Raw genomic sequence first — 26,159 nt, 5'->3', positions numbered from 1 at the left:
GGCCCATGACCCGCCTGATCCTCGCCACCCGCAACGCCGGAAAGATCACCGAGCTCCGCTCGATCCTCGCCGACGCGGGCCTGCCCCACGAACTCGTCGGCGCCGACGCCTACCCCGACGTCCCCGACGTCAAGGAAACCGGCGTCACCTTCGCCGAGAACGCCCTGCTCAAGGCCCACGCCCTCGCCCAGGCCACCGGCCTGCCCGCCGTCGCCGACGACTCCGGCCTCTGCGTCGACGTCCTCGGCGGCGCCCCCGGCATCTTCTCCGCCCGCTGGTCCGGCACCCACGGCGACGACAAGGCCAACCTCGACCTCCTCCTCGCCCAGCTCGCCGACATCGACGACGCCCACCGAGGCGCGTACTTCGCCTGCGCGGCGGCGCTCGCCCTGCCGGACGGCACGGAAAGGGTCGTCGAGGGCCGCCTCCCGGGCACCCTCCGCCACACCCCCACCGGCACGAACGGCTTCGGCTACGACCCGATCCTCCAGCCGGAGGGCGAGACGAGGACCTGCGCGGAACTGACCCCGGCCGAGAAGAACGCGATCAGCCATCGGGGCAAGGCGTTCAGGGCGCTGGTGCCGGTGGTGCGGGAGCTGCTGGGCTGAGGGCATGGCAGAGGCTCGGCACCTTCGATGTGAAGGCGCCGAGCCTCTTCTTCCTGTGGGCCCGGTGGGACTCGAACCCACGACACACCGGACCTAAACCGGCGCCCTCTGGGCCAGCTGGGGTACGGGCCCGCAGCGGTGCCTACTCTACTGGGCACTGAGACGGGACCGTCGGCCTCCTCTGCACCACGTAGTGGTGACCGCGTGACAGTTGGGGCAGAGCAACCGGAGATTCTCGCGCCGGTTGTCACGCCAGTCCCCGTTGATGTGATCGACCTCCAGGGTCATCGGCCTGCCGAGCCACTCGGGGGCGGTGCCGCACCTGGCGCACAGCTCGGGAACGCCGACATCGCGAAGCGCGCGCCGCAGCAGAGTGGTTTTGGTTCGGCGTGTGCCGTCGTGCCGGATCAAGATGTCCTCGGCGGCTTTGGCTGTCGAACTCGATCTGCCGCGCTGGTGCGCCTGTCCGAGGAAGTGCGACGTGTCGATGCCGTCTTCTGCCACCCATTGATGAAACAGCGCGCGTAGCCGGCCATTGTTGGGTTTGCCCAGAACGTTCAGTGCGCCGGCGATGGAGATGCTCTCAGCGACGGCACTCCGCAGCTCCTCAGAGGTTGGTCTGAGGGAAGAGCCCGGCCCCCGTTGTCGGCGCGGGAAATGGGAGATGTCGATGCCGAAGTGCTCGAAGCGCTTGCGCAGGTACCGACGTAGACCGCCGTAGGGCCGGGTGCCGAAGAAGGCGATGACCTCGTCGACGTCGGAACAACTGGCAGCGGCTTCGACGAGCCGCTCGCGGGTGTACGGCGTGCCGGCCATCACGAGGCCCGCCCTTTGCGGCGGCCTCGGTAACTGTCCGTCGTCGAGTGGCAGTTGGGGCAGAGCATGCGAAGGTTCTCGATCCGGTTGTTCCGCCAGTTGCCGTCGACGTGGTCCACCTCGAGAGGGAGTGGCTCCCCGAGCCATACCGGCTCGATGCCGCACAGTGCGCAGCGCTCCTCCACCCCGAGTTCATGCATCGCCCTTTTCAGCCGGCGGCCCGGGATGCGTCGGGCGTGGCCGGAGGTGTCCTCTACGAGGATCTCCGCAGCGGTCCGGCGGCGCTGGTTGTACCGCTGCCGCTCCGTACGAGCGGCTGGTGTGAAGTGCGAGGTGTCGATGCCGTAGGTCTTGATCCGGTGGGAGATGTTCGTGTGGTGCCCACCGACCGGGTCGAGGCCGAGCCGACGGAGCACCTCGTTGACGCTCGTCGATGCGGCGACGACGGGCTCAAGAATCTGCCTCGTCCACTTCGCTCCCTCGCGCTCGAAGTGCGAGACGTCCACCCCCAGCTTCCTCATCCGGTCGAAGATGTACCGCCGCTTCCAGCTCTTAGGATCCACCCCCAGCCGCTCCAGCGCCTCCGTCAACGTCCGTGCTCCCCGAGCCGCCTCTTCCAGCCGCTCCTTGGTGTACGCACTGGCCCCCATCGACCCCTCCGTTCCCCGGCCACCCGTTCGTGGCCTCGCACGGAGTAACGAACCGGATATCGGACGGTCACGTACGAAAAACGGAACGGCCCGTACCGGGGTGGCGGTACAGATGGGTGGTCTCGTCGTGTCAACTGAGAGCGTCCGCGACGACAGGTGCGGGCAGTTTGAGCGGCTGCTCCCCGGGCGCCGCACGCCTGGCGGGTGCTGGGTTCGGCCAGGGTGACCTGGCGTAGCTGGACGTGCGGACGCTGGTTGAGACAGCAGAACTTCTCCTCGAACATTGGCGACCTCGGCGACCTTGGGAGAACGCTCCAGCTAGGAGCTGTCTGGCCGATCACAGTCGGGGGCGGTCCGGCATGATGCCAGGGTGAGCGTCATCGTCCAGTTCTTCGCTGCTCCGGATGACGCGTCAGCGGCTTCGGCTCTTCAGACCGGGCCACGACGCGCCTTCGAGTCGCTCTCCTTCGGCAACTTCGATCCAGAAGAAGCTGTGGTCGAGTGGGAGTGCCTGCTTTCCGGCGGCAGCTTCGAGGAACTCGTCGAAGCCGGCGAGCCTCGTCTCATCGTTGGCGAAGACGATGACGGGGGCATCGTCTTCGCGATGTCGTCTCGCCTGTTTGCCGCACTCGCCGAGGCCGAGCGGTCCGAGTTGAGGGATGCCGCTGCCGCATGGTCCCTGCAGCGGGCGGAGGACGGGGAGGTCATCGACACGGAGATCGCCGAAGTGATCCTGAGCAATCTGGCGGCTTTCGCCAGCAGAGCCCGACGCCAGGGCCACGACGTGTACTGCTGGGTCGGGTAGGAGCTCACGTTCGGAGCCGGATCGCAACGGACGCCGCGGTGGCGGCGACGGTGGCGAGGCGGACGCAACCGCGCTTGCCGTAGCGGGTGGCAACGGCCCGAGCCTCCTGTAGCGGTCCGCGTCGAAGCCGCAAGGCCGTCCGTCACGTGATCATTGGTGCAGGCGGGCGGCCCGGCTGTCGGTCCTCTCCGGGATCGGCGCAGGCTCTCACCTGCAGCACCACCTCCATCAGGCGGGCGACCAGGCTCTGCCACGGTGTTTCGCCGGACACACGTCAGCGGCGAGGACGGGGTGCGCACCGAGGCCTACGAAGGCGCACCCGTCCGCTGGACAACCCACAAGTGCCACAAGTGGAGGCCGGGACAACTCGTCAACCTGATCGAGCAGGCCGGCCTGAGCTCGGTTGCCGAACTGCGACTCCTACAGCGGCCCCGGGCTGATCGTCATGGCCAAACGTCCCGGCTGACGATCAGGCGGCGAAGGGCTGCCGTACAGGCCGTTCCGCGGGCTCGGCGGACTCAGATGCCCAGGTCCTTGATGATCTTGGCTACGTGGCCCGTCGCGCGGACGTTGTAGAGGGCGTGTTCGACCTTGCCCTGTTCGTCGACGACGATCGTGGAGCGGATGACGCCCATGTAGGTGCGGCCGTAGTTCTTCTTCTCGCCGTACGCGCCGTAGGCGTCCAGGACCTTCTTGTCCGGGTCGGCGAGGAGGGTGACCCTCAGGGACTCCTGCTCGCGGAACTTGGCGAGCTTCTCCGGCTTGTCGGGGCTGATGCCGATCACGTCGTAGCCCGCGCCGGCCAGCAGGTCGAGGTTGTCCGTGAAGTCGCACGCCTGCTTGGTGCAGCCCGGGGTCAGCGCCGCCGGGTAGAAGTAGACGATGACCTTGCGGCCCTTGTGGTCGGCCAGGGACACCTCGTTGCCGTCGGCGTCGGGCAGGGTGAAGGCGGGGGCCTCGTCCCCGGGCGTGAGGCGTGCGCTCATCGGTCTCGTCTCCTCGTACGTGCACTGCGTGGATCGGGTGCCGGGATCGAGGGTAACCGGGGGTCCTGACAGTGCGGCGCGGCCTGAAGCTGACAGACTGTCCGGCACAGGCAACACAGCGGATCGTGGAGGCGACACGGTGGCGGACACGGCGGACACCAGGACCCCGGCGCAGATCGAGGCGGACATCACGCGTCGCCGGGCGGCGCTCGCGGAGACCCTGGACGAGATCGGGGTGCGGGTGCACCCGAAGACGATCGTGGGGGACGCGAAGGCGAAGGTCGTGTCGCACGTGGACCACACGCTGGGGCGCGCCTATGTGGGCGTCAACCGCGCGGTGAGCCAGGTGAAGGCGCAGTTCGTGGACGAGAAGGGCGCGCCGCGGCTGGAGCGGGTGGTTCCGGCGGGGCTGCTGGTGGTGGGGGTCGTGGGGCTGCTGGCCCTGGGGACCCGTAAGCGGCGGCGCTGAGATGCGGTCCGACGGTGCCCCCTCCCGCGTGCGTCCGTCGTCGAGGCAGGTAGGTTTCAGGCTGTGAGCGCCAACAGAAACGACAGTTCCCCGCACGACAAGCTGCCGATCCGGATGCTGCACGACCGTGTGCTCGTGCGGCAGGAGACAGGTGAGGGCGAGCGGCGTTCGGGGGGCGGCATTCTGATTCCCGCGACGGCGGCGGTGGGCCGTCGGCTGGCCTGGGCCGAGGTGGTCGCGGTGGGGCAGAACGTGCGGACGGTGGAGCCGGGTGACCGGGTGCTGTTCGACCCGGAGGACCGTGCGGAGGTCGAGGTGCGCGGGACGGCGTACGTGCTGATGCGGGAGCGTGATCTGCACGCGGTGGCCGCGGACCGTTTCGAGGGGTCGGAGGATTCGACCGGGCTGTATTTGTAGGACGCGCAGGTGCGTGGCGAGGGGCCGGTGACTGCCGTCACCGGCCCTTCGTGTGTGGTGGGGTAGCGTGGGACGTCCTGTGCGGCCCGGCCGTGCGGGCCCCGACGAGACGCGCCGTACCGGGGTGATGGCGAAGACGACGCACCCCCGTTTCGCTGTCTCGTCCCGGAGGTGCCTGTCATGGCCTGGGTGTTGTTGGTGGTCGCCGGTCTGCTGGAGGTCGGCTGGTCGGTCGGCATGAAGTACACGGACGGCTTCACGCGTCTGTGGCCGAGCGTGCTGACGGGCGCGGGCATCGTGACGAGCATGCTGTTGCTGTCGTACGCGGCGCGGACGCTGCCGATCGGGACGGCGTACGGCGTGTGGGTGGGGATCGGCGCGGCGGGGGCGGCGGTGCTGGGCATGGTGGTGCTGGGGGAGCCGGTGACCGCCGCCCGGATCTTCTTCATCTGTCTGCTGCTGGTGGCCGTGGTGGGTCTGAAGGCGACCTCCGGTCACTGAGCCGAGCGGGAAACGCGGGAGTCCCTAGTCCCAGCGGCGTCCGTCGAGGGCGCCGCTGAGTCCGCCGGGGCCGGGGAGTTCGTCGCGGTTGGAGTCGTCGGTGGCGCCGCCGGTGTCGTCGCCGCCGGTGCCGGTGCCGGTGCCGCCGTCGCCCGTGTCGCCGCTCTGGCCGCCGCTGGGGGACCCGGTGCTGGTACCGCCGCTGCTGTCCTGCCCTTCGCTCTCCGCGCCGTCGTCGCCGCTGCCGGTGTCGCTGCCGCTGCTGTCGTCGTCGGGGGTGCTGCTGCCGGTGTCCTCGTCGTCGGGGTCACCGGTGGCGGGGGCGGAGGGGTCGTCGGAGGAGGACGGTCCGCCGCTGGAGTCGGGGGCGGGGGGCTGGCTCTCGTGGGCGCCGGGCTGGAGGCGCAGGCTGAAGGAGCTCACGGGTTCGCCGGCGAGGGCGTCGCGGGTGTACTGGCCCCAGATCTCGGCGGGCGCGCCGCCGCCGTTGACGCGGGGCAGGCCCATGGCGCCGTAGAGGGACTTGTGGCCGGCGGTGACGGGGTCCTGGCCCATGACGGCGACGACGGTGGCGAGGTCGGGGGTGTAGCCGGCGAACCAGGCGGCGGTGTCCTCCTCGGCGGTGCCGGTCTTGCCGGCGGCGGGGCGTCCGGAGGTCTGGGCGGCGGTGGCGGTGCCCTTCTCGACGACGCCCTTGAGGACGGAGGTGGTGGTGTCGGCGGCCTCGCGGCTGACGGCCTGCCGGGTGCGCCGTTCGGGCAGGGCGATGTCGCGGCCGTTCTGGGTGATCTTCTCGACGAGGGTGTACGGGGTGTGCTTGCCGTGGTTGGCGAGGCTGGCGTACGCCTGGGCCATGTCGAGGACGCTGGCGTTGGCGACGCCGAGGGCGATGGAGGGTCCGGCGCCGTCGAGGTCGGGGGTGTCGGGGGAGAGGCCGAGGTCGACGGCGGTCTTGCGGACCTTGTCGGGGCCGACGTCGACGGCCATCTGGGCGTAGACGGCGTTGACGGACTTGTCGGTGGCCTCGCTGACGGTGATGTCGCCGTAGTCCTCGTGGTCCTCGTTCTCGGGTGCGTAGCGGGGGCCGGCCCAGCCCTGGACGGGGCGCTCGCTGTCGCCGTTGTAGCGGGTGTTCGGGGTGATGCGGCGGCCGTCCTGGGTGCGGGAGCCGTTCTCGACGGCGGCGGCGAAGACGAACGGCTTGAAGGAGGAGCCGACCTGGAAGTCCCGGCGGGTGGCGTTGGGGGTGTACTGCTTGACGTAGTCGATGCCGTTGTACATCGCCACGACCTTGCCGGTCTTGGGTTCGATGGAGGCGCCGCCGGCGCGGACGTAGGTGTCGACCTTGCGGTTCTCCTTGTCGAGGCGGTCCATGAGGTTGTCGTTGACGGACTCGACGAAGGCGTCCTGCTTGTCCTTCTCCAGGGTGGTGGTGATGCGGTAGCCGCCGGCGTCGAGGGCGGCTTCGTCGACGATCTTGTTTGCGGTCAGGTGCTGCTTGACGATGTTGACGATGTAGCCGCGCTGCCCGGACATGCCGGTGGAGTGGGTGGTCCGCTTGGGCACGGGGAAGGTGAGGCGGGCGCGTTCGGCGGGGTCGAGCCAGCCTTCGTCGACCATGCCGTCGAGGACGTAGTTCCAGCGGTTCTCGACGAAGGCGCGGTTCTCGGGGTGGGCGACGACGTCGTACTGGCTGGGGGCGTTGACGAGGGCGGCGAGGTAGGCGGCGCGGCCGGCGTCGAGTTCGGAGGCGTCCATGTCGTAGTAGGCGTGGGCGGCGGCCTGGATGCCGTAGGCGCCGCGGCCGAAGAAGCTGGTGTTGAGGTAGCCCTCGAGGATCTCGTCCTTGGACTGGTTGCGGTCCAGCTTGATGGCGATGAAGAACTCCTTCACCTTGCGGGTGACGGTCTGTTCCTGGCGCAGGTAGTAGTTCTTCACGTACTGCTGGGTGATGGTGGAGCCGGACTGCTTGCCCTTGCCGGTGACGGTGTTCCAGGCGCCGCGGATCATGGCCTGGGGGTCGACGGCGGACTCGGTGTAGAAGTCGCGGTCCTCGGCGGCGAGGATCGCGTGCTGGGCGTCCTTCGAGATCTGGGAGAGCGTGACGTTCTCGCGGTTGACCTCGCCGTCGCGGGCGATGACGGAGCCGTCGGCGTAGAGGTAGACGTTGGCCTGCTGGGTGGCGAGGGCGTTGGCGGCGGGGATCTGGACGAGGGCGTAGCCGAGGAGGAAGCCGCCGACGACGAGCAGGGCGGTGACGAGGAACGTGCCGCAGACCATGCGCCAGGTGGGGACGAGGCGGCGCCAGCCGGTGCGGCGGGCCCTGAGGGCGGCCCGGCGTTCGTCGCGGGCGGCCTTCCTCGCGGAGGCGCCGGCCGTTCCGGAACCGCCGGCAGTCGCCGTGGCGGGACCAGTCCCGTCCTTCCCGCCGGATTCCGCGTCGGATTCATCCGATCGTGGGAGGGCGGCTTCGTCCGTCCGGGTGTCGTCCCTGGCGTCGTCGGGCGTGTCGGCCGCCTGCGGCTTGTGCGATGCCCAGCCCGGGCGGGGCTTCTTCGGCTGCGGCTCGTCGCTCATGTCGTGCACGGACTCCTGATTCGCCTTGGTTCGTTCCCGTACGCCTCATGCGTGGGCGTACGCGTCGTGTGTGCGCGTACGCCTCATGCGTGCCTCTTATTGAAGACTGTCGCATCCGTCGCCGCCTTCGCCGGGCGGCGACGCGCGCCGTGCGCCGTGCGGGGTGCGCCGTGCGGGGACCGGCGGGCGGCCCGGAAAACCCGTGGCGGCCTCTTCGTCGCGCGTACTAGGCTCCTGCGCTTCGGTGTCCATGGCGGGAAGGGGAGGAAAGGGTGGGTTCGGCACGGTTGTACCTGGCCGTGGCGGCCCGGGGCTTCCGGCGGTACGCGTCGTACCGGGCGGCGACCGCGGCCGGGGTGTTCACCAACACGGTGTTCGGGCTGATCCTCGTCTACACGTATCTGGCGCTGTGGGACGAGCGTCCGGACCTCGGCGGGTACGACCAGGCGCAGGCGGTGACGTACGTGTGGCTGGGCCAGTGCCTGTTCGCGGCGCTGGCGCTGCAGGGCGGCGGCGTCGAGTCCGAGCTGATGGAGCGCATCCGCACCGGTGAGATCGCGGTGGACCTGTACCGGCCGGCGGATCTCCAGCTGTGGTGGCTGGCGAGCGACCTGGGCCGGGCGGCGTTCCAGCTGCTGGGGCGCGGGGTGGTGCCGTTCCTGGTGGGCGGGCTGTTCTTCCCGACGGCGCTGCCCTCGCGGTTCGACTCCTGGGCGTGGTTCGCGGTGGCGCTGGCGCTGGCGGCCCTGGTGAGCTTCGGCATCCGCTACCTGGTGGCGCTGAGCGTGTTCTGGCTGCTGGACGGTACGGGTGTCAACCAGGTGATGATGATCTGCGGGGTGTTCTTCTCCGGCATGGTGCTGCCGCTGAACGCCTTCCCGGGCGGGTTCGGCGACGTGGTGCGGGCGCTGCCGTGGGCGGCGCAGCTCCAGGTCCCGGCGGACGTGCTGATGGGGGAGACGGGCGTGGCGGGGGCGTGCGCCTTCCAGGCGATGTGGGCGGTGGTGCTGCTCGCGGCGGGCCGGCTGGTGCAGTCGGCGGCCACGCGACGGGTGGTGGTGCAGGGTGGCTGAGCGTGCCGGAGTGGCTGAGCGTGCCGGAATGGCCGGGCGTGCCGGGATGGCTGAGCGCGCCGGGGTGGTGGAGGGCCTGCGGGCCTACCGGATGATCGCCGGGATGTGGGTGCGGTCCGGGATGACCTACCGGGTGTCGTTCGTGGTCACGCTGTTCGGCAACCTGGTGATGACCGGAATGGACTTCGCCGGAATCCTGCTGATGTTCTCGCAGGTCGACTCGCTGGCCGGCTGGTCGCTGCCGGAGGTGGCGTTCCTGTACGGGGCGTCGGTGACGTCGTTCGGGCTCGCGCATCTGGCGGCCGGGTCGATGCCGCATCTCGGTCAGCGGATCCGGGACGGCTCCTTCGACGTGCTGCTGGTGCGTCCGGTGCCGGTGCTCGCGCAGGTCGGCGGGGACCGGTTCTCGCTGCGCCGGCTGGGCCGGTTCGTGCAGGGCGGGGCGGTGCTGGGCTGGTCGCTGGTGGCGGCGGACATCGACTGGACGGTGGCGAAGGCGCTGCTGGTGCCGCTGATGGTGGTGTCCGGTGCGGCGATCTTCGTGGCGGTGTTCGTGGCGGGCGCCGCGTTCCAGATCTACGCGCAGGACGCGGCCGAGGTGCAGAACGCGTTCACGTACGGCGGGACGACGATGCTCCAGTATCCGCCGTCGGTGTTCGGGAAGGACCTGGTGCGCGGGGTGACGTTCGTGCTGCCGCTCGCCTTCGTCAACTGGGTGCCCGCCGCGCACGTGCTGGGGCGCCCGTACCCGCTGGCGCTGCCGGGGTGGACGGCGTTCGCGTCGCCGCTGGTGGCGGCGGGGTGCTGCGCGCTGGCGGGGCTGGCCTGGCGGACGGGCCTCAGGTCGTACAGGAGTGTGGGGAGTTGAGAGGGCGGATGGACACGACAGCCGAACCGGGGACCGGCGGAGAACCGGAGGCCGGCGGAGAACCGGGGACCGGCGGGAAACCGGAGGCGTTCATCGCGCTGGACCGGGTCGAGAAGGTCTTCGACGTGCGCAGGCGCAAGGGGCTGCTGCGGCGGGAGCGGCACCAGGTGCGGGCCGTGGACTCGCTGTCCTTCACGGTGGCGCGCGGCGAGATGGTCGGCTACATCGGGCCGAACGGCGCGGGGAAGTCGACGACGATCAAGATGCTGACGGGCATCCTCACCCCGAGCGGCGGCCGGCTGCGGGTCGCCGGGATCGACCCGTCGCGGGAGCGGACCCGGCTGGCGCACCGCATCGGGGTGGTGTTCGGGCAGCGCACCACGCTGTGGTGGGACCTGCCGCTGATCGACTCGTACAAGCTGATGCACCGCATGTACCGCATCCCCGACGGCCGGTACCGGGAGAACCTCGGCCGCCTGGTCGAACTGCTCGACCTGGGCGAGTTGTTGGAGGTGCCGGTGCGGCAGCTGTCGCTGGGGCAGCGGATGCGCGGGGACATCGCGGCGGCGCTGCTGCACGACCCGGAGGTGCTGTACCTGGACGAGCCGACGATCGGCCTGGACGTCGTCTCCAAGACGCGGGTGCGGGAGTTCCTGCGGCAGGTGAACGCCGAGCGTTCCACGACGGTGCTGCTGACCACGCACGACCTTCAGGACATCGAGCAGGTCTGCTCCCGCGTGATGGTCATCGACCACGGCCGCCTGGTGTACGACGGGGGGCTCGCCGGGCTGCACGAGGTGGGGGAGAGCGAGCGGACGCTGGTGGTGGACCTGGAGCGGGAGTGCCCGCCGGTGGAGGTGCCCGCGCCCGCCCGGGTGGTGCGGGTGGACGGGCCCCGGCAGTGGGTGGCGTTCCCCGCGTCGGAGTCGGCGGCCGGGCTGGTCGCGCGGATCGCCGAGCGCTGTCCGCTGGTCGACCTGTCGGTGCGGGAGCCCGACATCGAGGCGGTCATCGCGAAGATGTACGCGGAGCGGGCCGGGCGGACGCCCACGCAGTCCTCGTAGCCCTGTGACGGGGACAACTCGTAGGCTGCTGGGTATGACCGACGACGCACCCGCACCGGACCTTCGCGCCTCCGACGCCGACCGCGAGCAGGTCGCCGAAGTCCTCCGGGAGGCCCTCGCCGAGGGCCGCCTGGACATGGAGGAGTTCCAGGAGCGGCTGGACGCCGTGTACCGGGCGCGCACCTACGGGGAGCTGGCGCCCCTCACCCGCGACCTGCCCGCGTCGGGTGCGACGGTCGCGCCCGCCGTGTCGCTGACGAAGGACCCGGTGGCGGGCGGCGGTTGGGCGGGCCGCATCGTCGGCGGCGACGACTCGGGGACGTCGACCTGGGCGGTCGCCGTGATGAGCGGCTTCCAGCGCAAGGGCCGGTGGACGGCGCCCCGGCGCTTCAACGCGTTCGCCTTCTGGGGCGGCGGCGAGATCGACCTGCGCGAGGCGAACTTCGCGGACCGGGAGGTCGTCGTGAACGCCGTCGCGATCATGGGCGGCATCGACGTGATCGTGCCGCCGGGCGTGGAGGTCGTGGTGCGCGGCATCGGCGTCATGGGCGGCTTCGACCACCGCGAGGAGGGCGTGCCGCCCGAGCCGGGCGCCCCGCGCGTGATCGTCACCGGGTTCGCCTTCTGGGGCGGGGTCGGCGTGCAGCGCAAGCTGCCCCGCGCGGAGCGGCAGCGGCTGCGGGAGGAGCGCCGCCGGGAGAAGCAGGCGCTCAAGGAGGAGCGGCGGCGGGAGCACCTGGAGCGGGCGGAGGAGCAGCGGCGGGAGCACCTGGACAGCGCCGAGCGGCACCGGCGGGAGCTGGAGGCGTCCCGCCGTCCGCACGACCCGCTGAACCTGCACGACCCGCTGAACCTGCACGACCCGCTGGACCTGCACGGTCCGCGCAAGCAGCACGAGCGGCGGCCCGAGGACGACTGAGGGGATCGCCCCCCGTCCGCCGGCCCGCTGGTTGTCAGAGCCGGGCGGGCGCCCCGCCCTTGAGCGCCTCCAGCTCGAACGCCTCCGCCATGCGCGCGTAGCCCGCGTCGCTGGGGTGCAGCCCGTCCCCGGAGTCGTACCCGGCCCGGAAGCGGCGCGGGTCGTACGCGTCCCGCACCGCCTCGTCGAAGTCCACGACCTCGTCGAACACGCCGCCGTCGCGGATCTGCGCGTTGACCCGCTGTCGTACGTCCTCGCCGTACGCGGTGTACCCGTGGTGCCCCCGGTACGGCATGAGCGTCGCCCCGACGACCTTCAGCCCGCGCGCGTGCGCGCGCTCCGTGAGGGCCGTCAGCCCGCCGACGATCCGGTCCGGGTCGGCGGTGTCCGGCGCGCGGAGGATGTCGTTGACGCCCAGCACGACGACCACGACCCGGACGTTCGCCCGGCCCAGCACGTCCCGGCCGAAGCGGCGCAGGGCGCTGGGGTTGCGGGGCGGGCGGCCGGGCCCGTCGGCGAGCACGCGGTTCCCGCTGAGTCCGGCGTTGACGACGCTGTAGTGGGGGAGGTCCCGTCCGGACGTAAGCGCGGTGCGCAGCCGGTCGGACAGCACGTCGGGCCAGCGGGCGTCGGCGCCGACGGTGGCGGAGATGCCGTCGGTGAGGGAGTCGCCGAGGACGACGACCGTGCCCTCGGAGTCGTCGCTCAGCACGTCCAGCGCGGTCACGTACCGCCAGACGGTGCTCTGCCCGTCGTAGGGCGCCCCGGTGGTGTCGGCCGTGTGCTCGCCGTCGGCGACCCAGGAGATCTGCCGGGCGTGCTTGTGGTACGTGACCGGCCCGGACGGGACGGGGGAGTACGTGCTGATCAGCACGTGCGCGTCGCGCGGGATGCGGACGCGCACGGCGTCGCTGACCACCTGCCCGCCGGCCGGGACGACGACCGTGGGGTGCCCGGCGAAGGTGAGGGGGCGCATGGTCTCCGCGAGCGCGGCGGCCGTGTCCGGGTCGGCGGAGACGGCGAGCGAGGCGTGCGTGAGGGTGAGCGGGGCGCGGCCGTAGAGGTTGGACAGCGTGACGCGGGCGCGGGTGCCGCCGGCACTGGTGTGCACGACGTTCCGCACGGACAGCCCCGTGAGCCCGCCGCCCTCCGTCCCGGGCTCACCACCACCCGGCGCGGCCGCCCAGGCGGTGACCCAGGCCCCGGCGGAGGCGGGAGCGACGGGATTGCCGGCCCCACCGCCGTCCCGGACGGGGGTGTCCCGCCCGTACAGACCGTCGGCGGACACCCCGACGAAGATCACGGCGCTCACGGCGAGCACGGCGGCGAGCATCGCGGCCAGCAGCGCGGAGTACCGTCCGGGCCGGCCTTGCGGGGAGGGGGGCTCCGGTGCGCGGGGCGGCGCCGCCGTGTCCCCGTCACGGGTCATGCTGTGCTGTTCTCCTCGGGAAGCGGGAGCCGCGGGCGGCTCCGTGCGTCGCACCATCGTGGGTCAGGGCGGGGGAGGCCGGGTGCGGGACACGGCCGAAGATCATCCGGGCGGACCCGGACCCGGACCCGGACCCGGACCCGGACCCGGACCGGACCCGGACCCGGACCCGGACCGGACCCGGACCGGACCCGGACCGGATTCGGACCGGACCCGGATTCGGACCCGGACTTGACCCCGGACCCGGCCCGGAGCCGACCCCGCACGCGCCCCCGACCCCGCCTTCGGGTGGTGCTTCCCGGCGGGCCGGGGTGGCCGGGCGGCGCCCGGGGTACCCCTAGGTGACGTCCCTGGACAATCCCCCCACCGACAGACGCCGGGAACTCCTGTTCCGTTCCAGGAGTCGGTCAGGAAGGGACAATGTGTGAGGGATCACCGAACGGGTGGAGCGGATGGAACGGACTGAGACGGCAGACACCGAGGACCGGGACGCCGCCGAGCAGCATGCCCGCGCGGCGCCCGCCACGAACCGCGCGATGACCACGTTCAGCCCCGCGGACGAGGAGAAGCAGCGCGGCGTGCGCCGCATGAAGCTCACCGCCACCGCCCTGCTGCTGTTCGTCGCCCTCGTCTACGTCCTCGCCAAATGGGCGTCCCACCAGGGCGCCGGCGCCTGGGCGGGCTACGTCGCCGCGGCGGCGGAGGCGGGCATGGTGGGCGCGCTGGCCGACTGGTTCGCCGTCACCGCGCTGTTCCGGCACCCGCTGGGCCTGCCCATCCCGCACACCGCGATCATCCCGACCAAGAAGGACCAGCTCGGCACGGCCCTCGGCGACTTCGTCGGGGAGAACTTCCTCTCCGAGGACGTCGTCCGCGGACGGCTCCGCGCCGTCGGCATCGGCAGCCGCCTCGGCGCCTGGCTCGCCGTCCCCGAGCACGCCGACCGGGTCACCGCCGAGGTGTCCGCGGCCCTGCGCGGCGCGCTGACGGTGCTGCGCGACTCCGACGTGCAGGCGGTCGTCGGGGAGGCCATCACCCGCCGCGCCAACACCCAGGAGATCGCGCCCGGCATGGGCAAGATGCTGGAGCGGATCGTCGCCGACGGCGGCCACAAACGTGCGGTGGACGTGGTCGTCGCCCGCGCCCACGACTGGCTGGTGCTGCACAACGACACCGTGATGGACGCTGTGCACGGCGGCGCCCCCGGCTGGACGCCCAAGTTCGTGGACCGCAAGGTCGGTGAGCGCGTCTACAAGGAGCTGCTGCGGTTCGTCACGGAGATGCGGGACATGCCGGGCCACCCCGCGCGCGGCGCCCTGGACCGCTTCCTCACGGACTTCGCGACCGACCTCCAGTCCGACACGGACACCCGCGCCCGCGTGGAGCGCCTCAAGGGCGACATCCTGGGCCGCAGCGAGGTGCAGGACCTGATCGCGTCCGCCTGGACGGCCGTACGGGGCATGATCGTCTCGGCGGCGGAGGACGAGCGCAGCGAGCTGCGGCTGCGCCTGCGGGCGTCGCTGCTGTCGCTGGGCGCCCGCATGTCGCTGGACCCGAAACTCCAGGGCAAGGTCGACGGCTGGCTGGAGAGCGCCGCGGTGTACGTGGTGACGACCTACCGCAAGGAGATCACGTCCCTGATCACGGACACGGTGGCGAGCTGGGACGCGGAGCACACGACGAAGAAGATCGAGGCCAACATCGGCCGCGACCTCCAGTTCATCCGCATCAACGGCACGGTGGTCGGCTCGCTCGCGGGCCTGCTGATCTACACGATCTCGCGGGCGCTGGGCGCGTAGCGCGTACGGGCGCGCGGGCCGGGGCGTGAAACCGGCGGGCACGGGGCACACGAGGTTCACTTCGCCGAGGAGGGAGCCCATGGCCACCGCGCAGTCCGGCACCGGACGCACCATCACCACCAGAATTCCCGCCCGACTCGACCGCCTTCCGTGGTCCCGCTGGCACTGGTCCGTCGTCATCGGCCTGGGCACCGTGTGGATCCTCGACGGGATGGAAGTCACCATCGTCGGGAACATCGCGGCCCGGCTGTCGGAGCCCGGCAGCGGACTGCCCATCACCTCCGGCGAGGTCACCGGCATCGGCGCCGCCCTCTACGTCACGGGCGCCTGCCTGGGCGCCCTCTTCTGGGGCCGGCTCACCGACGTCTACGGCCGCAAGAAGCTGTTCCTGATCACGCTGGCCGTGTACCTGGCCGCGACGGCCCTGACCGCGCTGTCCTTCGACACCTGGTGGTTCTTCCTCTTCCGCTTCCTCACCGGCTTCGGCATCGGCGGCGAGTACGCGGCCATCAACTCCGCGATCGACGAGCTGATCCCCGCCCGGTACCGGGGACGCGTGGATTTGCTGATCAACGGCAGCTACTGGCTGGGCGCGGTCGCCGGCGCGCTGCTGTCCATCGTCGCCCTGGACACCTCGATCTTCCCGGCGAACGTCGGCTGGCGTCTCACCTTCGCGCTGGGCGCGGTCCTCGCCCTGGTGATCCTGCTCGTACGGCGGCACGTCCCGGAGAGCCCGCGCTGGCTGCTGATCCACGGCCGGGACGAGGAGGCGGAGCGGATCGTCGGCGGTGTCGAGGAACGCGTCACGGCCGACGGCGGCAAGGAACTGCCGCCCGCCGAGCACGAGATGACGATCCACCAGCGCTCCGGCACCACGTTCACCGAGATCGCCCGGACCGTCTTCGGCCGCTACCGCAGGCGCTCCACCCTCGGCTTCGCCCTGTTCATCGGCCAGGCGTTCCTCTACAACGCGATCACCTTCGGCTTCGGCGCGATCCTCACCCAGTTCTTCGACGTGCCGTCCGGGAACACCGGCTACTACTTCGCGGTGATCGCGGCCGGCAACTTCCTCGGCCCGCTGCTGCTGGGCAAGCTGTTCGACACGGTCGGCCGGCGGATCATGATCTCCGGTACGTACGTGCTGTCGGGCGCGCTGCTGTTCGGCACGGCGTGGCTGTTCGACCGCGGGTCGCTGACCGCGGCGACGATGACGGCGTGCTGGTGCGTGGTGCTGTTCTTCGCCTCGGCCGGCGCCTCCAGCGCCTACCTCACGGTCTCGGAGATCTTCCCGATGGAGACCAGGGCGATGTCCATCGCCTTCTTCTACGCCCTCGGCACCGCCGCCGGAGGCATCAGCGGCCCGCTGCTGTTCGCCGAGCTGACCGGCACGGGCAAGGTCGGCGACACGGTGCTCGCGTTCCAGATCGGCGCGGGCCTGATGGTCGCGGCGGGGATCGTCGCGGCGCTGCTCGCGGTGAAGGCGGAGCGGCGGTCCCTGGAGGACATCGCCGCACCGCTGTCGGCGGCGACCGGACCGCAGGGGGCGGCGGCCCGTCCCTGAACGCCCCCGGAGATCGCCGGACGTCCGCGACGGGCCGGGCCCCTGACGCTCTCAGCCCCGCCGGTCGGCCACCGCCCACGAGGCGAGGGCGACCGCGCCGGCCACCGAGAACACGGCCGGCCAGGCGCCGACCTTCTTCGCCAGCGGGTGCGACCCGGCGAAGGCGGCCACGTACGCGGCCGACAGCACACCGGCCGCCGTGCCGCCCGCACGCGCGCGCCACTGCTGGGCGGCGGCGACCCCGGCGGCGGCCAGCACGACCCCGCCGAGCTGCCGCTTACGGGTCCAGCGGGCCACGCCGTACCCGCCGACGAGCCCGCTCGCGGCCACGACCGAACTGGGAACCTTCGCCATGCCTGCTGCCTCCTGCCACTGCGCCCCGCGCGGGGCGCGGGAAATCACGGATCTCCGAGGCTAACCCGCCCGGCGGAGCCCTCTCCCACCAGCCCCGGAGCAGCCGCCCGCCCGAAGCTGAGTCGAGGGTTGTCAACTTTCCAGCGGGTGAGTTATATAAGGAAGTGATCCGTAGGGCATCGCACAGACGACCTCACCACGAAAGGAGTGGACTGTGATGCTCATGCGTACCGACCCGTTCGCCGAGTTCGACCGGCTGACGCGGCAGATCCTCGACCCGGCCGCCCGCACCTCGGCGATGCCGATGGACGCCTACCGGGCGGGGGACGACGTCATCGTCCACGTCGACATCCCCGGCATCGACCCGGAGACCATCGAGCTGGACGTCGAGCGCAACGTCCTGCGCGTCCGCGCCGAGCGCCGTTCGCCGGCCCCCGAGGACGCGGACATGGTGATCGCCGAACGTCCGACCGGCGAGTTCACGCGGCAGCTGTTCCTCGGCGACACCCTGGACACCGAGCGCATCGACGCCACGTACGACGCCGGCGTCCTGACCCTGCGCATCCCGGTGGCCGAAGCGGCCAAGCCGCGCCGCATCCAGATCACGGGCGGCGACCGCAAGCAGCTCACCGGCTGACCGGCCCGCCCCTTCCACGCGTCCCGCGGCTCCCCTTCCCGCGGGACGCGTCCACGCGCCGTCGTACGCCCCCGGCGGGCGATGCGACACCGGACGATCGGAACCCCTTCCAGAACCGCATACCGCAGCAGGAGAGGAGCTTCGGATGACCACGATGACGCCGCACAAGCCCGTGCCCCCGCGCCCGGCAGGCGCCGTCGCCCCGGCGGCGCCCGAGCCGCGCCCGGCGCAGGACCCCGCCTGGCGTGACCTCGTCGACGCCGTACGGGAGGCCGGGCAGTACAGGACGCGGGCGGAGGCGGAGAGCGTCACCCGCGTCGTCCTGTCAGCCCTGGGCGGCCACGTCGTCGGGGACGAGCGCGTCGACCTGGCCCGCGCCCTGCCCGAGGAGGCCGCGCGGGTGGTCGCCTCGCAGATACCGGCGACCCGCCGGCTGACGGCGGCCGAGTTCGTCGACTCGGTGGCGGCCCGCATCGAGGGCGCGACACCGGCCACGGCCCGCTGGGACGTCAGCTCCGTGCTCAGCGTGCTGCCGCCGCTGGTGGGCGACGAGCTGGTGACGCGCATCCTGGACCAGCTCCCGCCCGGCTACGCCCTGCTGTTCGGCCGCGTGGAGCTGCCACCGGCGGCGTGACGACCCGCCGCGGCTCCCCCTCCTCACCGACAGGCGCCCCCCGCACCGCACCCGGCGCGGGGGCGCCGTCGTGCGCCGGGAACGTACGCCCGTACCCTCCGGGCGACGAGAGCGTACGATCGTACGCATGACGACGGACCACTTCGCGGGCGATCCGCGGACGAACCTGGAGCGGATGCTCGCCGGCGACCTCTACATCGCCGACGACCCGGAGATCGGCCGCCGGCAGGAGCGCGCCATGCGGCTCGCCGCCCGCTACCAGGCCACGTACCTGGACGAGCGGGTCCAGGCCCAGGCGGTCCTGGCCGAACTCCTCGGCTCGGTCGGCGAGGACGTGGAGATCCGCCCCCCGCTCTACGTCGACTACGGCAGCAACATCAGCATCGGCGCCCGAACCTTCGTCAACTACCACCTCACCGCGCTGGACGTCGCCGCCATCACCATCGGCGAGGACTGCCAGATCGGCCCGAACGTCCAGCTCCTCACGCCCACCCACCCGGTGGAGCCGGGGCCCCGCCGCGACAAGCTGGAGGCGGCGCGGCCCATCACCATCGGCGACAACGTCTGGCTCGGCGGCGGCGCGATCGTCTGCCCCGGCGTGACGATCGGCGACAACTCGGTGATCGGCGCCGGCGCGGTCGTCACCAAGGACATCCCCGCGAACGTCGTGGCGGTCGGCAACCCGGCCCGCCCGGTCCGCTCCCTCTGAGCGCATGGCCACCGGACACGCCGACCCCCGCCGCCGCGAACGGATCCTCGCGGCGGCGCTCGACCTGATCGCCGAGGAGGGCGTCGCCGGCGTATCCCACCGCAAGATCGCCGCCCGCGCCGGGGTCCCGCTCGGCTCGATGACGTACCACTTCACCGGCATCGACGAGCTGCTCCTCGAGGCGTTCACCGGGTACGCCGACCACGTGGTCGGCGTCTTCGAACAGCACCTCGCGGGCGCCACCACCCCGGAGGAGGCGCGCGAGGCGGTCACCGACCTCGTCCACACCCTCTCCGGCGGCCCGCGCCGCGACCTGATCCTCGTCCAGGAGCTGTACACGCTGGCGGCCCGCCGGGAGCCGTACCGCGCCCTGTGCGCCCGCTGGATGCGCCGCAGCCGCGCCCTGCTGGAAGCGCACTTCCCGCCGGACACGGCCCGCCACCTGGACGCCCTGATCGAGGGCCTCACCCTCCACCGAGCCCTGGACGACGATCCGCCGGAACGGTCGGTGACGCGGGAGGCGGTCGAACGGGTCACCGCGGCGCCCTGATCCCGCAGGCAGCGGCGGTGGGCGTCGCCCGTGGTCCCCAGCAGTCGTGACGCGGTGACCGGGGGAGGGTGATCTCCGGTGCCGCTCTCAGGCCCGGGCGGTGTCACCGACCTACCGGAGACGGGCGGCGACGCGTACGAGCAGGTCAGCGTCGCGTCCGGTGACCATCAGGATGTGTCTGCCCATGACCTTGATCACCGCGGAGTCGACGTCCTTCTCGCCTGCGACTCCCGGCCGGTACAGATACGTGCGGGGCTCGAGGACGCGTAGCGAGCCGGTCGGGTCGGCCCACGGCAGGTCGACCTCGACGAGCCGGCCGGCGGTCAGCGGGTCACCGGCCACCCACTGCACACGGACGTCGAAGATCTCCTGCTGGTTAGCCGACGGCGTGGCGAACCGGCACGCGGACGGGCGGGGGAGCTGCACGCCGAACACTTCGCGACTGTCGCGTACGGGCAAGCGCACGTAGCCGGGTCCGACCGCGGCGAGCGCGCGGTTCGACAGGAGGGTGCAGGCATCGGGCCAGTCCGAGGGCGGCACGCCTCCCAGGGACGGGTTCGCCGAGCGCCGGTGCTTCAGCCGTAGACCACTGAACAGATTCCCGTCACGCATCTCCCTCTGAGTGATCAACACGTCCCCTGAGAGACCCACGACCTCCCCTCCGCCGGGGACGGGCAGCACCCGTCGCCTGCCGGTGACATCGTGAATCACGCTCTCGACCGGGCGGCCGAGCCCGACGACGGAGTAGGGACTGTCCGCCCAGGTCTGAACGGAGACGAGCGTCCCGTCCGCCAGTACCTGCGGGATTCCCAAATCGTCGAGGGTGTCCCTCCGCGAGGCTGTGCCGCCGCCGACAGGCACGGTGTGGACGGCGTCCCCGAGATGGAGAAGCAGGGTGTTCCCCGATCTCCCGATCATCGTCAGGTCGTGCGGCCGCGATGCCGGAAGGCCGACCTTCGTCGTGGCCAGTCGCCTGCCCGTCTCGTCCAGGACACTGATCGTGCGCCGGCCACGGACTCCCTCGCTGGTTCCGTTGACACCGATGAGTTCCGCGCCGACCGAGAGGGCCGCATCCTCCAGCTCCCCGAATTTTCGCTGCCAGGCGGCACGGCCCGTTTCCGGGTCGATGGCCTCGAGCACGGTCTGCTCGCCCGCGCACTCCCGCAGCATGAGCACGTGACGCCGGGTGACCGCGTAGGCGAGCCGTGGCCGGCCCTCGCGGCACCGTGTCTCCTGTTCCTCCCGCGTCCATGTGTTCCGTCCGGTCCACGCGTCCTGGCCGGCCGACCACGCCCCCTGGATCGCTACGACACCTTTCTCGGTGAGGGCGAGGCCGGAGGGCGGGGAGTACTCGACATCGGCCATGCTTCTTCCGCCCGCGAGCAGGAAGCGGTCCACCGGCCCCCGCTGCTGCCAGAGCAGCCGGCCGGAGGACCCGTCGTACGCGCTCAGGGCACCCCCCTGAGCCATGCCGTCGTCCGGCCATCCGTAGACGTCGGCGGCCCGGTACTCGAAGAGCAGGTCGCCCACTCGGAACGCCTCGGGAGGATAGGCGCCCTGGGGGGTGTTCATCGTGGTGATGAGGCGACCGGTGGCGGTGTCGAACATGTCCACGGCGTCCGTCCGGCGCACCGTCAGTGTCCGGTCGGGGCCCAGCTCCACGGGCGGATACTGGGGCCCCCAGCCGGTGTAATACCCCTCTGCTTTACGGAAGACGGTCCACTCGGGCTCCCAGACGAGCGCATCGTCGGTGACGGGCGGAGGGGGCGTGCCGGTGGTGCCGCCGTCGTCCCCGGACAGGCCTGCGCCCACGAGGACGCAGAACGCGAGCAGGAACAGCGGGGCACGACGCCGCATCAGCACTCCTCCTTCGCTCCTGAGGCGTCGCACATCTCCCGGGCGCTCATCCGGCTGCTGCCGGTCACCATGTAGAGATAGCCGAGGTCGTAGGTGCTGCTGGGAGCCGTCACCGCGTACGCGTCGCCGCTCGGCGGCTGAACGGCCAGTGACCTGCGCTTGCCGTCGACGGTGTACCGGACGACGAGATCGAACTCCCGGTACCCCTCGTTCGCCAGGAACGTGGCCTTGACGGCGACCTGTTCCTGGGGCGCCAGCGTGATCGTGTGCCCGGCGAAGTGCCGAACGGACGGAGAACCCTCCTTGTACAGATAGGGAGCCGGAGCGTCCATGTCCGCCGCAAGCTCGATCTTGGCCGCCTCGCCCTGACCGCCCGAGCACAGCAGCACCCCGTCGTAGGGAGGCGCCACCTCAGGCGTGCGGGGCATGACGTCGATCGAATTGACCGTCAGCCCCCGCCGACCGCCCTGGAGCGTGATGTCGATGACCGACTGCCCGACCATGGCGCCGCCGTGTCGCTCGGCGAGTTCGAAGGGGCCGCTGTCGGCCGCCGCCAGTTCCGCGCGGTCGGCCAGGGATGTCGGAGGGTCCGCGAGCGCCATGCAGGCCGAGTCGTCGGGAGCGGAAACGGCCGTCACGTACAGGTCCGGCTCGCTCGGCGAGGGGGACGCCGACGAGGAGCCCGCGGCCGGCTGTGCCGCGGAACCGCCGTCGTCCGGGCCCCAGACGTCCACGACCAGGGTGACCACGGCCACCAGGGCGGAGAGCACGCCGACGAGGAAGCTCCAGGCGGCCGTCCGGTGCTCGGTGCCGGTGAAGAACGTGACCACGTGCCTGAGTCGGCGCCGTACGGGCCCCGGGCCTGACGGCGGGGCGGGGTCCGGAGGCCCGGGGTGCGGGTCCGCCGGCGGTCCCGGCGCCGGGTCCGGAACCGGCGGATCGGGTTGCGGACCCGGCTGCGGGTCCGGCTGCGGCGGATCGGGACGCGGCGCGGGTAATCCACCTGTTCCACCTGCTGCACCCGACAAGGAGGCCTCCACGAGATCACGTCGGTATGTGCATCACGCACGCAGCATCAGGTTGCCCCGTAGCAAGTCCGTTCCCACGCAAGCCAGTTGTTGGATATCGCACCGTTATGGAACGCACGTGCGGTGGCCGTGAGGGCGGGGAGGGTCACGGGGGAGGAACGAGGGGAGCGGTGTCAGCTCCACATGTTCCAGACGACGGCGGAACGGGCTTCGGAGACGAGCGCGTCGAAGGCGATGTCGCTGCCCGTGGGTCCCTGCGGCCGCTGCGAGGCCTTCTCCGGGGTGATGTTCCACAGCGGCTCACCACCGGGGACGGCGGCGACTGCCGGGAACCGCAGATCACCGGCGATCCACAGCACCCCCCGTCCGTCGGTCATCTCCATCCACACTCGGTGCGGGACCTGTCCCCGGAAGACCGCGGCAACGCTCCTGTCCGGTGCCAGCAGCACCAGACGGCGCTCGAGCACCTTGCCCTCGACCTCTTCGAGCCGGCACGGCCACACCTGCCAACGGCTGGTCTCCAGAAGGCGCAGCAGCTGGGTGGGTTTCATCCGTACGTTCCAGACATAGCCGGACGCCGTGCCCAGGAGAACCGCACCTGCCACGGCGAGCACGATGGAGGGCGTCTTCAGCATCGCGCCCATGACCGCGACGACGACGAGGGCGAACGCGGTCCCCGACCACTGCAGGCGGCTCGCGGTCTTCCTCTGCTGTTCCACCTGCTCCCGGACGCCGGGTGTCTCGGCGGCCGGCCGTGGTGACACCTGGTATCCGTACTCCTCGGCCAGCATGCGTTCCCCCGAAGTCTCCGCTGCGCCTGATGGGATGAGCGCATCGTAGGGCAGCTCTTCGGACCAGAACCAGACCTGAACTAGTGCTGCACACATGAGGGTTGACGGCCGGCGACCTAGGTCGAAAGTCCGTCTGGCGTGCGGTGCCCGCCGCCCGCCAGGATCGGCGCATGGTCGACGTCCATCACCTGCTCGCCTTCTGCACGATGTCCCTGCTGCTGTCCGCCGTCCCCGGGCCGAGTGTGCTGTTCGTGGTCGGACGGGCACTGGCCCACGGGCGGGCGACGGCGCTGGCGTCCGTGCTGGGCAATGCGCTCGGGGGATACGTCCTGGTCGTGGCCGTCGCGCTGGGCGTGGGGAGCCTCGTCGAGCGGTCGGCGGTGCTCTTCCACACGATCAAGCTGCTCGGCGCCGCGTATCTCATCGTGCTGGGCGCGAAGGCGGTGCACGCGAGTTGGCGGGGCCGGGACGTAGCCGGGCGGACGGCGGACGTCAAGGGCGGTGACGGCACGGCCGGTTCGGTCCGGGCGGGGTTCTGGGTCGGGGTGACGAACCCGAAGAGCGTCGTGTTCCTCACCGCCGTCCTGCCCCAGTTCGTCGACCGCGAGGCCGGTCACGCGACGGCGCAGATGCTGGTGCTCGGTCTGGCGGGCGCCCTGTTGCAGCTGCTCTCCGACGGTATCTGGGGGCTGACCGCCGCCACCGCACGGGACTGGCTGGGCCGGTCACCGCGCAGGACGGCGGCGATCGGCGGCACCGGCGGCCTGGCCATGATCGGCCTCGGCGCGTCGGTGGCGTTCACGGGCCGCGCCGAGTGACGGAGAGGCCCGGGGCGGACACGGAACGCGTGTCCGCCCCGGGCCGTCCCGGTCAGAGCCGCCGGTAGTACACGACCGTCGGCAGGGCGGTGCAGCCGAGGCGCTCGTAGAGGGCGCGGGCCGGTGCGTGGAAGGGGTCGCCGCCGGTGCCGATCTCGACCACCTCGGCGCCGAGGCCCCGCATCTGGGCGAAGGCGTGCTCGCACAGGGCCGTGCCCACGTGGTGGCGGCGGTGCCCGGCCGCGACGGCGAGGTGGCTGACGGTGCCGTTGCGGCGGTCCGGGTCGACGCTCCACGCCACGTATCCAGCGATGCCGCCGTCGTCGGTCTCGTCCTCGGCGACGGCGACGTACAGGTGTCGCTCGGGGGCGTGAAGTTCGGGGACCTGGCGGCGGTAGTCGTCGCGCCAGTCGCCGTGCTGGTTGGTGAAGACGGCCTCACCGACCAGCGGGCGGAAGGAGTCCTCGTAGAAGGGCCGGAACGTCTCGACGGTCAGGTCGGTGACGGCCGTGAGGTCCTGTGGAGTGAACGCGCGGATGCGCATGGGAGTGTGCCTTTCGGGCTGAGGGCTGGACGCCCGTACGGGAAAAGGGCATCGGTCGGCCCGCTCCCGGCCGTGAACCGGCGCCGGTGAGCGGGGCCCTCAGTGACGCGTACGAAAGGCGGCGAAGCACTCCATGGGCTCCAAGGTACCCCTCGGAGACGACGGCAGGACGGGTACGTGACCTTCTGCTCGACCGGTGATGATCGTGGACCTGCTGTCGCCAGGGTTACGCGCCCGCTCGGCCGCCGGCCGGCCGGGCGGGCGCACCCTGCCCCAGGATCACCCGAGCGTTTCCTCCGTCACCGCGGCGGGCACGGAGATCCGCCAGGCGACGCACCCGGCCGCCGCGAGCCCGGCGACGGCCAGGAAGCTGCTGGCGAGGAACGGGTCGGCGCCGACCAGGGCGGGAGCGAACCCGATGCCGACGTAGAGCGTGATGCCGGTGGAACCGCCCAGCTGGTCGGCGGCTCGCTGGACGCCGGAGGCGATGCCGGCGTCGTCCTCGGTCACGCCGGTCACCGCGACGTACTGCAGCCCGACGATCCCGAACCCCATCCCGGCCGCGACGAGCGTCATGGCCGGGATCATCGCCCAACCGGTGGCCCCCAGGGAGGAGACCAGGGCGATGGCCGCCATCGCCAGCGCGGTGAAGCCGATCCCGGCCAGGACACAGGCCCGGGCACCCCACCGTCCGAGCAGCCGGGGAACCAGCACCGAGGCCACGATCAGGCACACCGCCAGGGGCAGCATCGTCAGACCGGCCTGGAGCGGGCCTGCGCCCAACCGGTCCTGCAGGTAGTACGTGAACAGCAGGAACGAGGTGGACAGTGCCGCGCTCGGCAGAGCGGTGGCGAGGTTCGCCAGGACGCGCGGCCGGTTGCGGAAGAACCGCAGCGGCACGAGCGGGTTCCGTGAACGGCGCTCGACCCTGACGAACAAGGCTCCGGCCGCCACCGCGCCGGCCAGCGCCACCGGCGGCAGCCAGGACAGGGTTCCGTCCTCCTGTCCCGCCTCGATGACGCCGAGGGTGAACAGCAGCGGGGCCGCGACCAGCAGGAGCGAACCGGGAAGGTCCAGCGGTGCGGGCTCGGCGGGCCGTTCGCCCGGCACGAGGAGGACCGCCGCGGCGAGCACGACCAGGATGAACGGCACGGCCACCAGGAAGACCCACCGCCAGCCGAGCAGCTCGGTGACGATCCCGGAGACCACGAATCCGAGGACGAGGCCACAGCTCGCGACGGCCGCCCACACGCTCAGCGCCCGCGACCTGCGCGGCCCCTCGGGGAACATCAGCACGATCACGGCCATCGCCGCCGGAAGCGCGATCGCTTCTCCGGCCCCCTGCAACAGCCGGGCCGCCACCAGCACGGCGAAGGACGGCGCGAGCCCGGCCAGCAGGGACGCGGCACCGAAGAGCGCGGTGCCGAGCAGGAGGATGCGGCGCCTGCCGAGCACGTCGCCCAGTCGCCCGCCGAGCATCAGCAGCCCGCCGCCGGTGATCGTGTACCCGACCACGACCCAGGTCAGGGCGTGCCCGTCGACCCCGAAGTCGGCGCCGATCGAGGGCAGGGCGACGTTGACCACGGTCACGTCGACCGCGATGAAGAACTGCAGCATGGCCATGCAGCACAGCACCAGCCACGCGCGCACCGGGGACGATCCGTCCCCGCGCGAAGAGAGAATGCCTTGAAACAC

At 71.7% G+C, this 26,159-nt stretch carries 27 protein-coding genes, 1 tRNA gene and 1 riboswitch; of the genes, 16 read left to right on the top strand and 12 right to left on the bottom strand.

Translation table 11 applies throughout. From position 1 onward, the window contains the following. Positions 1-5 precede the first annotated feature (5 nt). Positions 6-608, top strand: a complete 603-nt coding sequence (gene rdgB / locus ACFOSY_RS08615; RefSeq protein ID WP_394306140.1) for an RdgB/HAM1 family non-canonical purine NTP pyrophosphatase — start codon at positions 6-8, stop codon at positions 606-608. Positions 609-664: 56 nt separating this feature from the next. Here rdgB and ACFOSY_RS08610 read toward each other — a convergent pair. From ACFOSY_RS08610 to ACFOSY_RS08600, 3 genes are all read right to left on the bottom strand, one after another. Beyond that, positions 665-740 (bottom strand) — tRNA-Leu (locus tag ACFOSY_RS08610). A gap of 15 nt (positions 741-755) precedes the next feature. After that, positions 756-1,424, bottom strand: coding sequence for an HNH endonuclease (locus ACFOSY_RS08605; RefSeq protein WP_394306139.1), 669 nt, complete (start codon positions 1,422-1,424; stop codon positions 756-758). Continuing rightward, on the bottom strand, positions 1,424-2,074 hold the full coding sequence (locus ACFOSY_RS08600; protein ID WP_394306138.1) for an HNH endonuclease signature motif containing protein: 651 nt from the start codon (positions 2,072-2,074) through the stop codon (positions 1,424-1,426). Before ACFOSY_RS08600 ends, ACFOSY_RS08605 begins: the two co-directional genes overlap by 1 nt. 370 nt (positions 2,075-2,444) lie before the next feature. Here ACFOSY_RS08600 and ACFOSY_RS08595 point away from each other — a divergent pair, with 370 nt between their 5' ends. Next, positions 2,445-2,879 carry a hypothetical protein gene (locus tag ACFOSY_RS08595; RefSeq protein ID WP_394306137.1) on the top strand — a complete coding sequence of 145 codons (435 nt, stop codon included), beginning with the start codon at positions 2,445-2,447 and terminating at the stop codon, positions 2,877-2,879. Positions 2,880-3,397: 518 nt separating this feature from the next. On the opposite strand, the gene bcp is transcribed toward ACFOSY_RS08595, so the two are convergent. Further along, on the bottom strand, positions 3,398-3,865 hold the full coding sequence (gene bcp, locus ACFOSY_RS08590; protein WP_394306136.1) for a thioredoxin-dependent thiol peroxidase: 468 nt from the start codon (positions 3,863-3,865) through the stop codon (positions 3,398-3,400). Between the two features lie 139 nt (positions 3,866-4,004). Here bcp and ACFOSY_RS08585 point away from each other — a divergent pair, with 139 nt between their 5' ends. The 3 genes from ACFOSY_RS08585 to ACFOSY_RS08575 all read left to right on the top strand — a co-directional run bounded on the left by ACFOSY_RS08585 (position 4,005) and on the right by ACFOSY_RS08575 (position 5,252). Next, complete coding sequence (locus ACFOSY_RS08585; RefSeq protein ID WP_394306135.1) at positions 4,005-4,334, top strand: DUF3618 domain-containing protein; 330 nt, start codon at positions 4,005-4,007, stop codon at positions 4,332-4,334. A gap of 114 nt (positions 4,335-4,448) precedes the next feature. Continuing rightward, positions 4,449-4,751 carry a GroES family chaperonin gene (locus tag ACFOSY_RS08580; protein ID WP_156698885.1) on the top strand — a complete coding sequence of 101 codons (303 nt, stop codon included), beginning with the start codon at positions 4,449-4,451 and terminating at the stop codon, positions 4,749-4,751. A gap of 79 nt (positions 4,752-4,830) precedes the next feature. Then, positions 4,831-4,897, top strand: a riboswitch (guanidine-III (ykkC-III) riboswitch). 34 nt (positions 4,898-4,931) lie between these two features. Beyond that, positions 4,932-5,252: a DMT family transporter gene (locus ACFOSY_RS08575; RefSeq protein WP_019525098.1), complete on the top strand. Its 321-nt coding sequence runs from the start codon at positions 4,932-4,934 to the stop codon at positions 5,250-5,252. A gap of 24 nt (positions 5,253-5,276) precedes the next feature. Here the strand turns inward: ACFOSY_RS08575 and ACFOSY_RS08570 are convergent, their stop codons facing one another. Beyond that, on the bottom strand, positions 5,277-7,829 hold the full coding sequence (locus ACFOSY_RS08570; protein WP_394306134.1) for a transglycosylase domain-containing protein: 2,553 nt from the start codon (positions 7,827-7,829) through the stop codon (positions 5,277-5,279). Positions 7,830-8,101: 272 nt separating this feature from the next. Here ACFOSY_RS08570 and ACFOSY_RS08565 point away from each other — a divergent pair, with 272 nt between their 5' ends. From ACFOSY_RS08565 to ACFOSY_RS08550, 4 genes are read left to right on the top strand one after another with little or no spacing between them, the layout of a single operon-like run. Further along, positions 8,102-8,902, top strand: a complete 801-nt coding sequence (locus ACFOSY_RS08565) for an ABC transporter permease (RefSeq protein WP_394306133.1) — start codon at positions 8,102-8,104, stop codon at positions 8,900-8,902. A gap of 46 nt (positions 8,903-8,948) precedes the next feature. Next, positions 8,949-9,770 (top strand): ABC transporter permease, encoded by an 822-nt coding sequence (locus tag ACFOSY_RS08560; RefSeq protein WP_394306132.1) that lies wholly within the window; start codon positions 8,949-8,951, stop codon positions 9,768-9,770. An 8-nt stretch (positions 9,771-9,778) separates the two neighbouring features. Then, entirely contained in the window at positions 9,779-10,834 is a 1,056-nt protein-coding gene (locus ACFOSY_RS08555; protein ID WP_394306131.1) for an ABC transporter ATP-binding protein, read from the top strand. 34 nt (positions 10,835-10,868) lie between these two features. Then, positions 10,869-11,753, top strand: a complete 885-nt coding sequence (locus ACFOSY_RS08550) for a DUF1707 SHOCT-like domain-containing protein (RefSeq protein WP_394306130.1) — start codon at positions 10,869-10,871, stop codon at positions 11,751-11,753. 34 nt (positions 11,754-11,787) lie between these two features. On the opposite strand, the gene ACFOSY_RS08545 is transcribed toward ACFOSY_RS08550, so the two are convergent. Further along, the gene (locus ACFOSY_RS08545) at positions 11,788-13,086 is read right to left on the bottom strand and encodes a GDSL-type esterase/lipase family protein (RefSeq protein WP_394306243.1); all 1,299 of its coding nucleotides are present in this window, start codon (positions 13,084-13,086) and stop codon (positions 11,788-11,790) included. 548 nt (positions 13,087-13,634) lie between these two features. Between ACFOSY_RS08545 and ACFOSY_RS08540 the strand changes: the two genes are divergently transcribed. Beyond that, a complete protein-coding gene (locus tag ACFOSY_RS08540; RefSeq protein ID WP_394306129.1) occupies positions 13,635-14,981 on the top strand; it encodes a DUF445 domain-containing protein in 1,347 nt (448 codons plus the stop codon). A gap of 79 nt (positions 14,982-15,060) precedes the next feature. Then, a complete protein-coding gene (locus ACFOSY_RS08535) occupies positions 15,061-16,542 on the top strand; it encodes an MFS transporter (RefSeq protein WP_394306128.1) in 1,482 nt (493 codons plus the stop codon). Between the two features lie 51 nt (positions 16,543-16,593). On the opposite strand, the gene ACFOSY_RS08530 is transcribed toward ACFOSY_RS08535, so the two are convergent. Continuing rightward, complete coding sequence (locus ACFOSY_RS08530) at positions 16,594-16,896, bottom strand: hypothetical protein (protein WP_031019431.1); 303 nt, start codon at positions 16,894-16,896, stop codon at positions 16,594-16,596. Between the two features lie 217 nt (positions 16,897-17,113). Here ACFOSY_RS08530 and ACFOSY_RS08525 point away from each other — a divergent pair, with 217 nt between their 5' ends. The 4 genes from ACFOSY_RS08525 (at position 17,114) to ACFOSY_RS08510 (ending at position 19,426) form a co-directional block, all read left to right on the top strand. After that, on the top strand, positions 17,114-17,533 hold the full coding sequence (locus tag ACFOSY_RS08525; RefSeq protein WP_394306127.1) for an Hsp20/alpha crystallin family protein: 420 nt from the start codon (positions 17,114-17,116) through the stop codon (positions 17,531-17,533). 145 nt (positions 17,534-17,678) lie between these two features. Beyond that, positions 17,679-18,167, top strand: coding sequence for a DUF2267 domain-containing protein (locus tag ACFOSY_RS08520; RefSeq protein ID WP_394306126.1), 489 nt, complete (start codon positions 17,679-17,681; stop codon positions 18,165-18,167). Positions 18,168-18,294: 127 nt separating this feature from the next. Next, positions 18,295-18,876, top strand: a complete 582-nt coding sequence (locus ACFOSY_RS08515) for a sugar O-acetyltransferase (RefSeq protein WP_394306125.1) — start codon at positions 18,295-18,297, stop codon at positions 18,874-18,876. A gap of 4 nt (positions 18,877-18,880) precedes the next feature. Next, positions 18,881-19,426 (top strand): TetR/AcrR family transcriptional regulator, encoded by a 546-nt coding sequence (locus tag ACFOSY_RS08510; protein WP_394306124.1) that lies wholly within the window; start codon positions 18,881-18,883, stop codon positions 19,424-19,426. A 111-nt stretch (positions 19,427-19,537) separates the two neighbouring features. Here the strand turns inward: ACFOSY_RS08510 and ACFOSY_RS08505 are convergent, their stop codons facing one another. From ACFOSY_RS08505 to ACFOSY_RS08495, 3 genes are all read right to left on the bottom strand, one after another. Further along, on the bottom strand, positions 19,538-21,283 hold the full coding sequence (locus ACFOSY_RS08505; RefSeq protein ID WP_394306123.1) for a hypothetical protein: 1,746 nt from the start codon (positions 21,281-21,283) through the stop codon (positions 19,538-19,540). Continuing rightward, positions 21,283-22,113 (bottom strand): hypothetical protein, encoded by an 831-nt coding sequence (locus ACFOSY_RS08500; RefSeq protein WP_394306122.1) that lies wholly within the window; start codon positions 22,111-22,113, stop codon positions 21,283-21,285. The genes ACFOSY_RS08505 and ACFOSY_RS08500 overlap by 1 nt, the downstream gene beginning before the upstream one ends. 371 nt (positions 22,114-22,484) lie before the next feature. Continuing rightward, positions 22,485-23,102, bottom strand: a complete 618-nt coding sequence (locus ACFOSY_RS08495; RefSeq protein ID WP_394306121.1) for a hypothetical protein — start codon at positions 23,100-23,102, stop codon at positions 22,485-22,487. Positions 23,103-23,272: 170 nt separating this feature from the next. On the opposite strand from ACFOSY_RS08495, the gene ACFOSY_RS08490 reads away from it, so the two are divergent. After that, positions 23,273-23,920 carry a LysE family translocator gene (locus tag ACFOSY_RS08490; RefSeq protein ID WP_394306120.1) on the top strand — a complete coding sequence of 216 codons (648 nt, stop codon included), beginning with the start codon at positions 23,273-23,275 and terminating at the stop codon, positions 23,918-23,920. A gap of 52 nt (positions 23,921-23,972) precedes the next feature. On the opposite strand, the gene ACFOSY_RS08485 is transcribed toward ACFOSY_RS08490, so the two are convergent. Further along, positions 23,973-24,464: a GNAT family N-acetyltransferase gene (locus tag ACFOSY_RS08485; RefSeq protein ID WP_394306119.1), complete on the bottom strand. Its 492-nt coding sequence runs from the start codon at positions 24,462-24,464 to the stop codon at positions 23,973-23,975. A 279-nt stretch (positions 24,465-24,743) separates the two neighbouring features. Continuing rightward, the gene (locus ACFOSY_RS08480) at positions 24,744-26,087 is read right to left on the bottom strand and encodes an MFS transporter (protein WP_394306242.1); all 1,344 of its coding nucleotides are present in this window, start codon (positions 26,085-26,087) and stop codon (positions 24,744-24,746) included. Positions 26,088-26,159 lie beyond the last annotated feature (72 nt).

It is taken from the genome of Streptomyces lusitanus (assembly GCF_042647945.1).
Taxonomy (GTDB): domain Bacteria; phylum Actinomycetota; class Actinomycetes; order Streptomycetales; family Streptomycetaceae; genus Streptomyces; species Streptomyces pseudogriseolus.
This window is presented reverse-complemented; position numbering and strand designations above follow the sequence as displayed.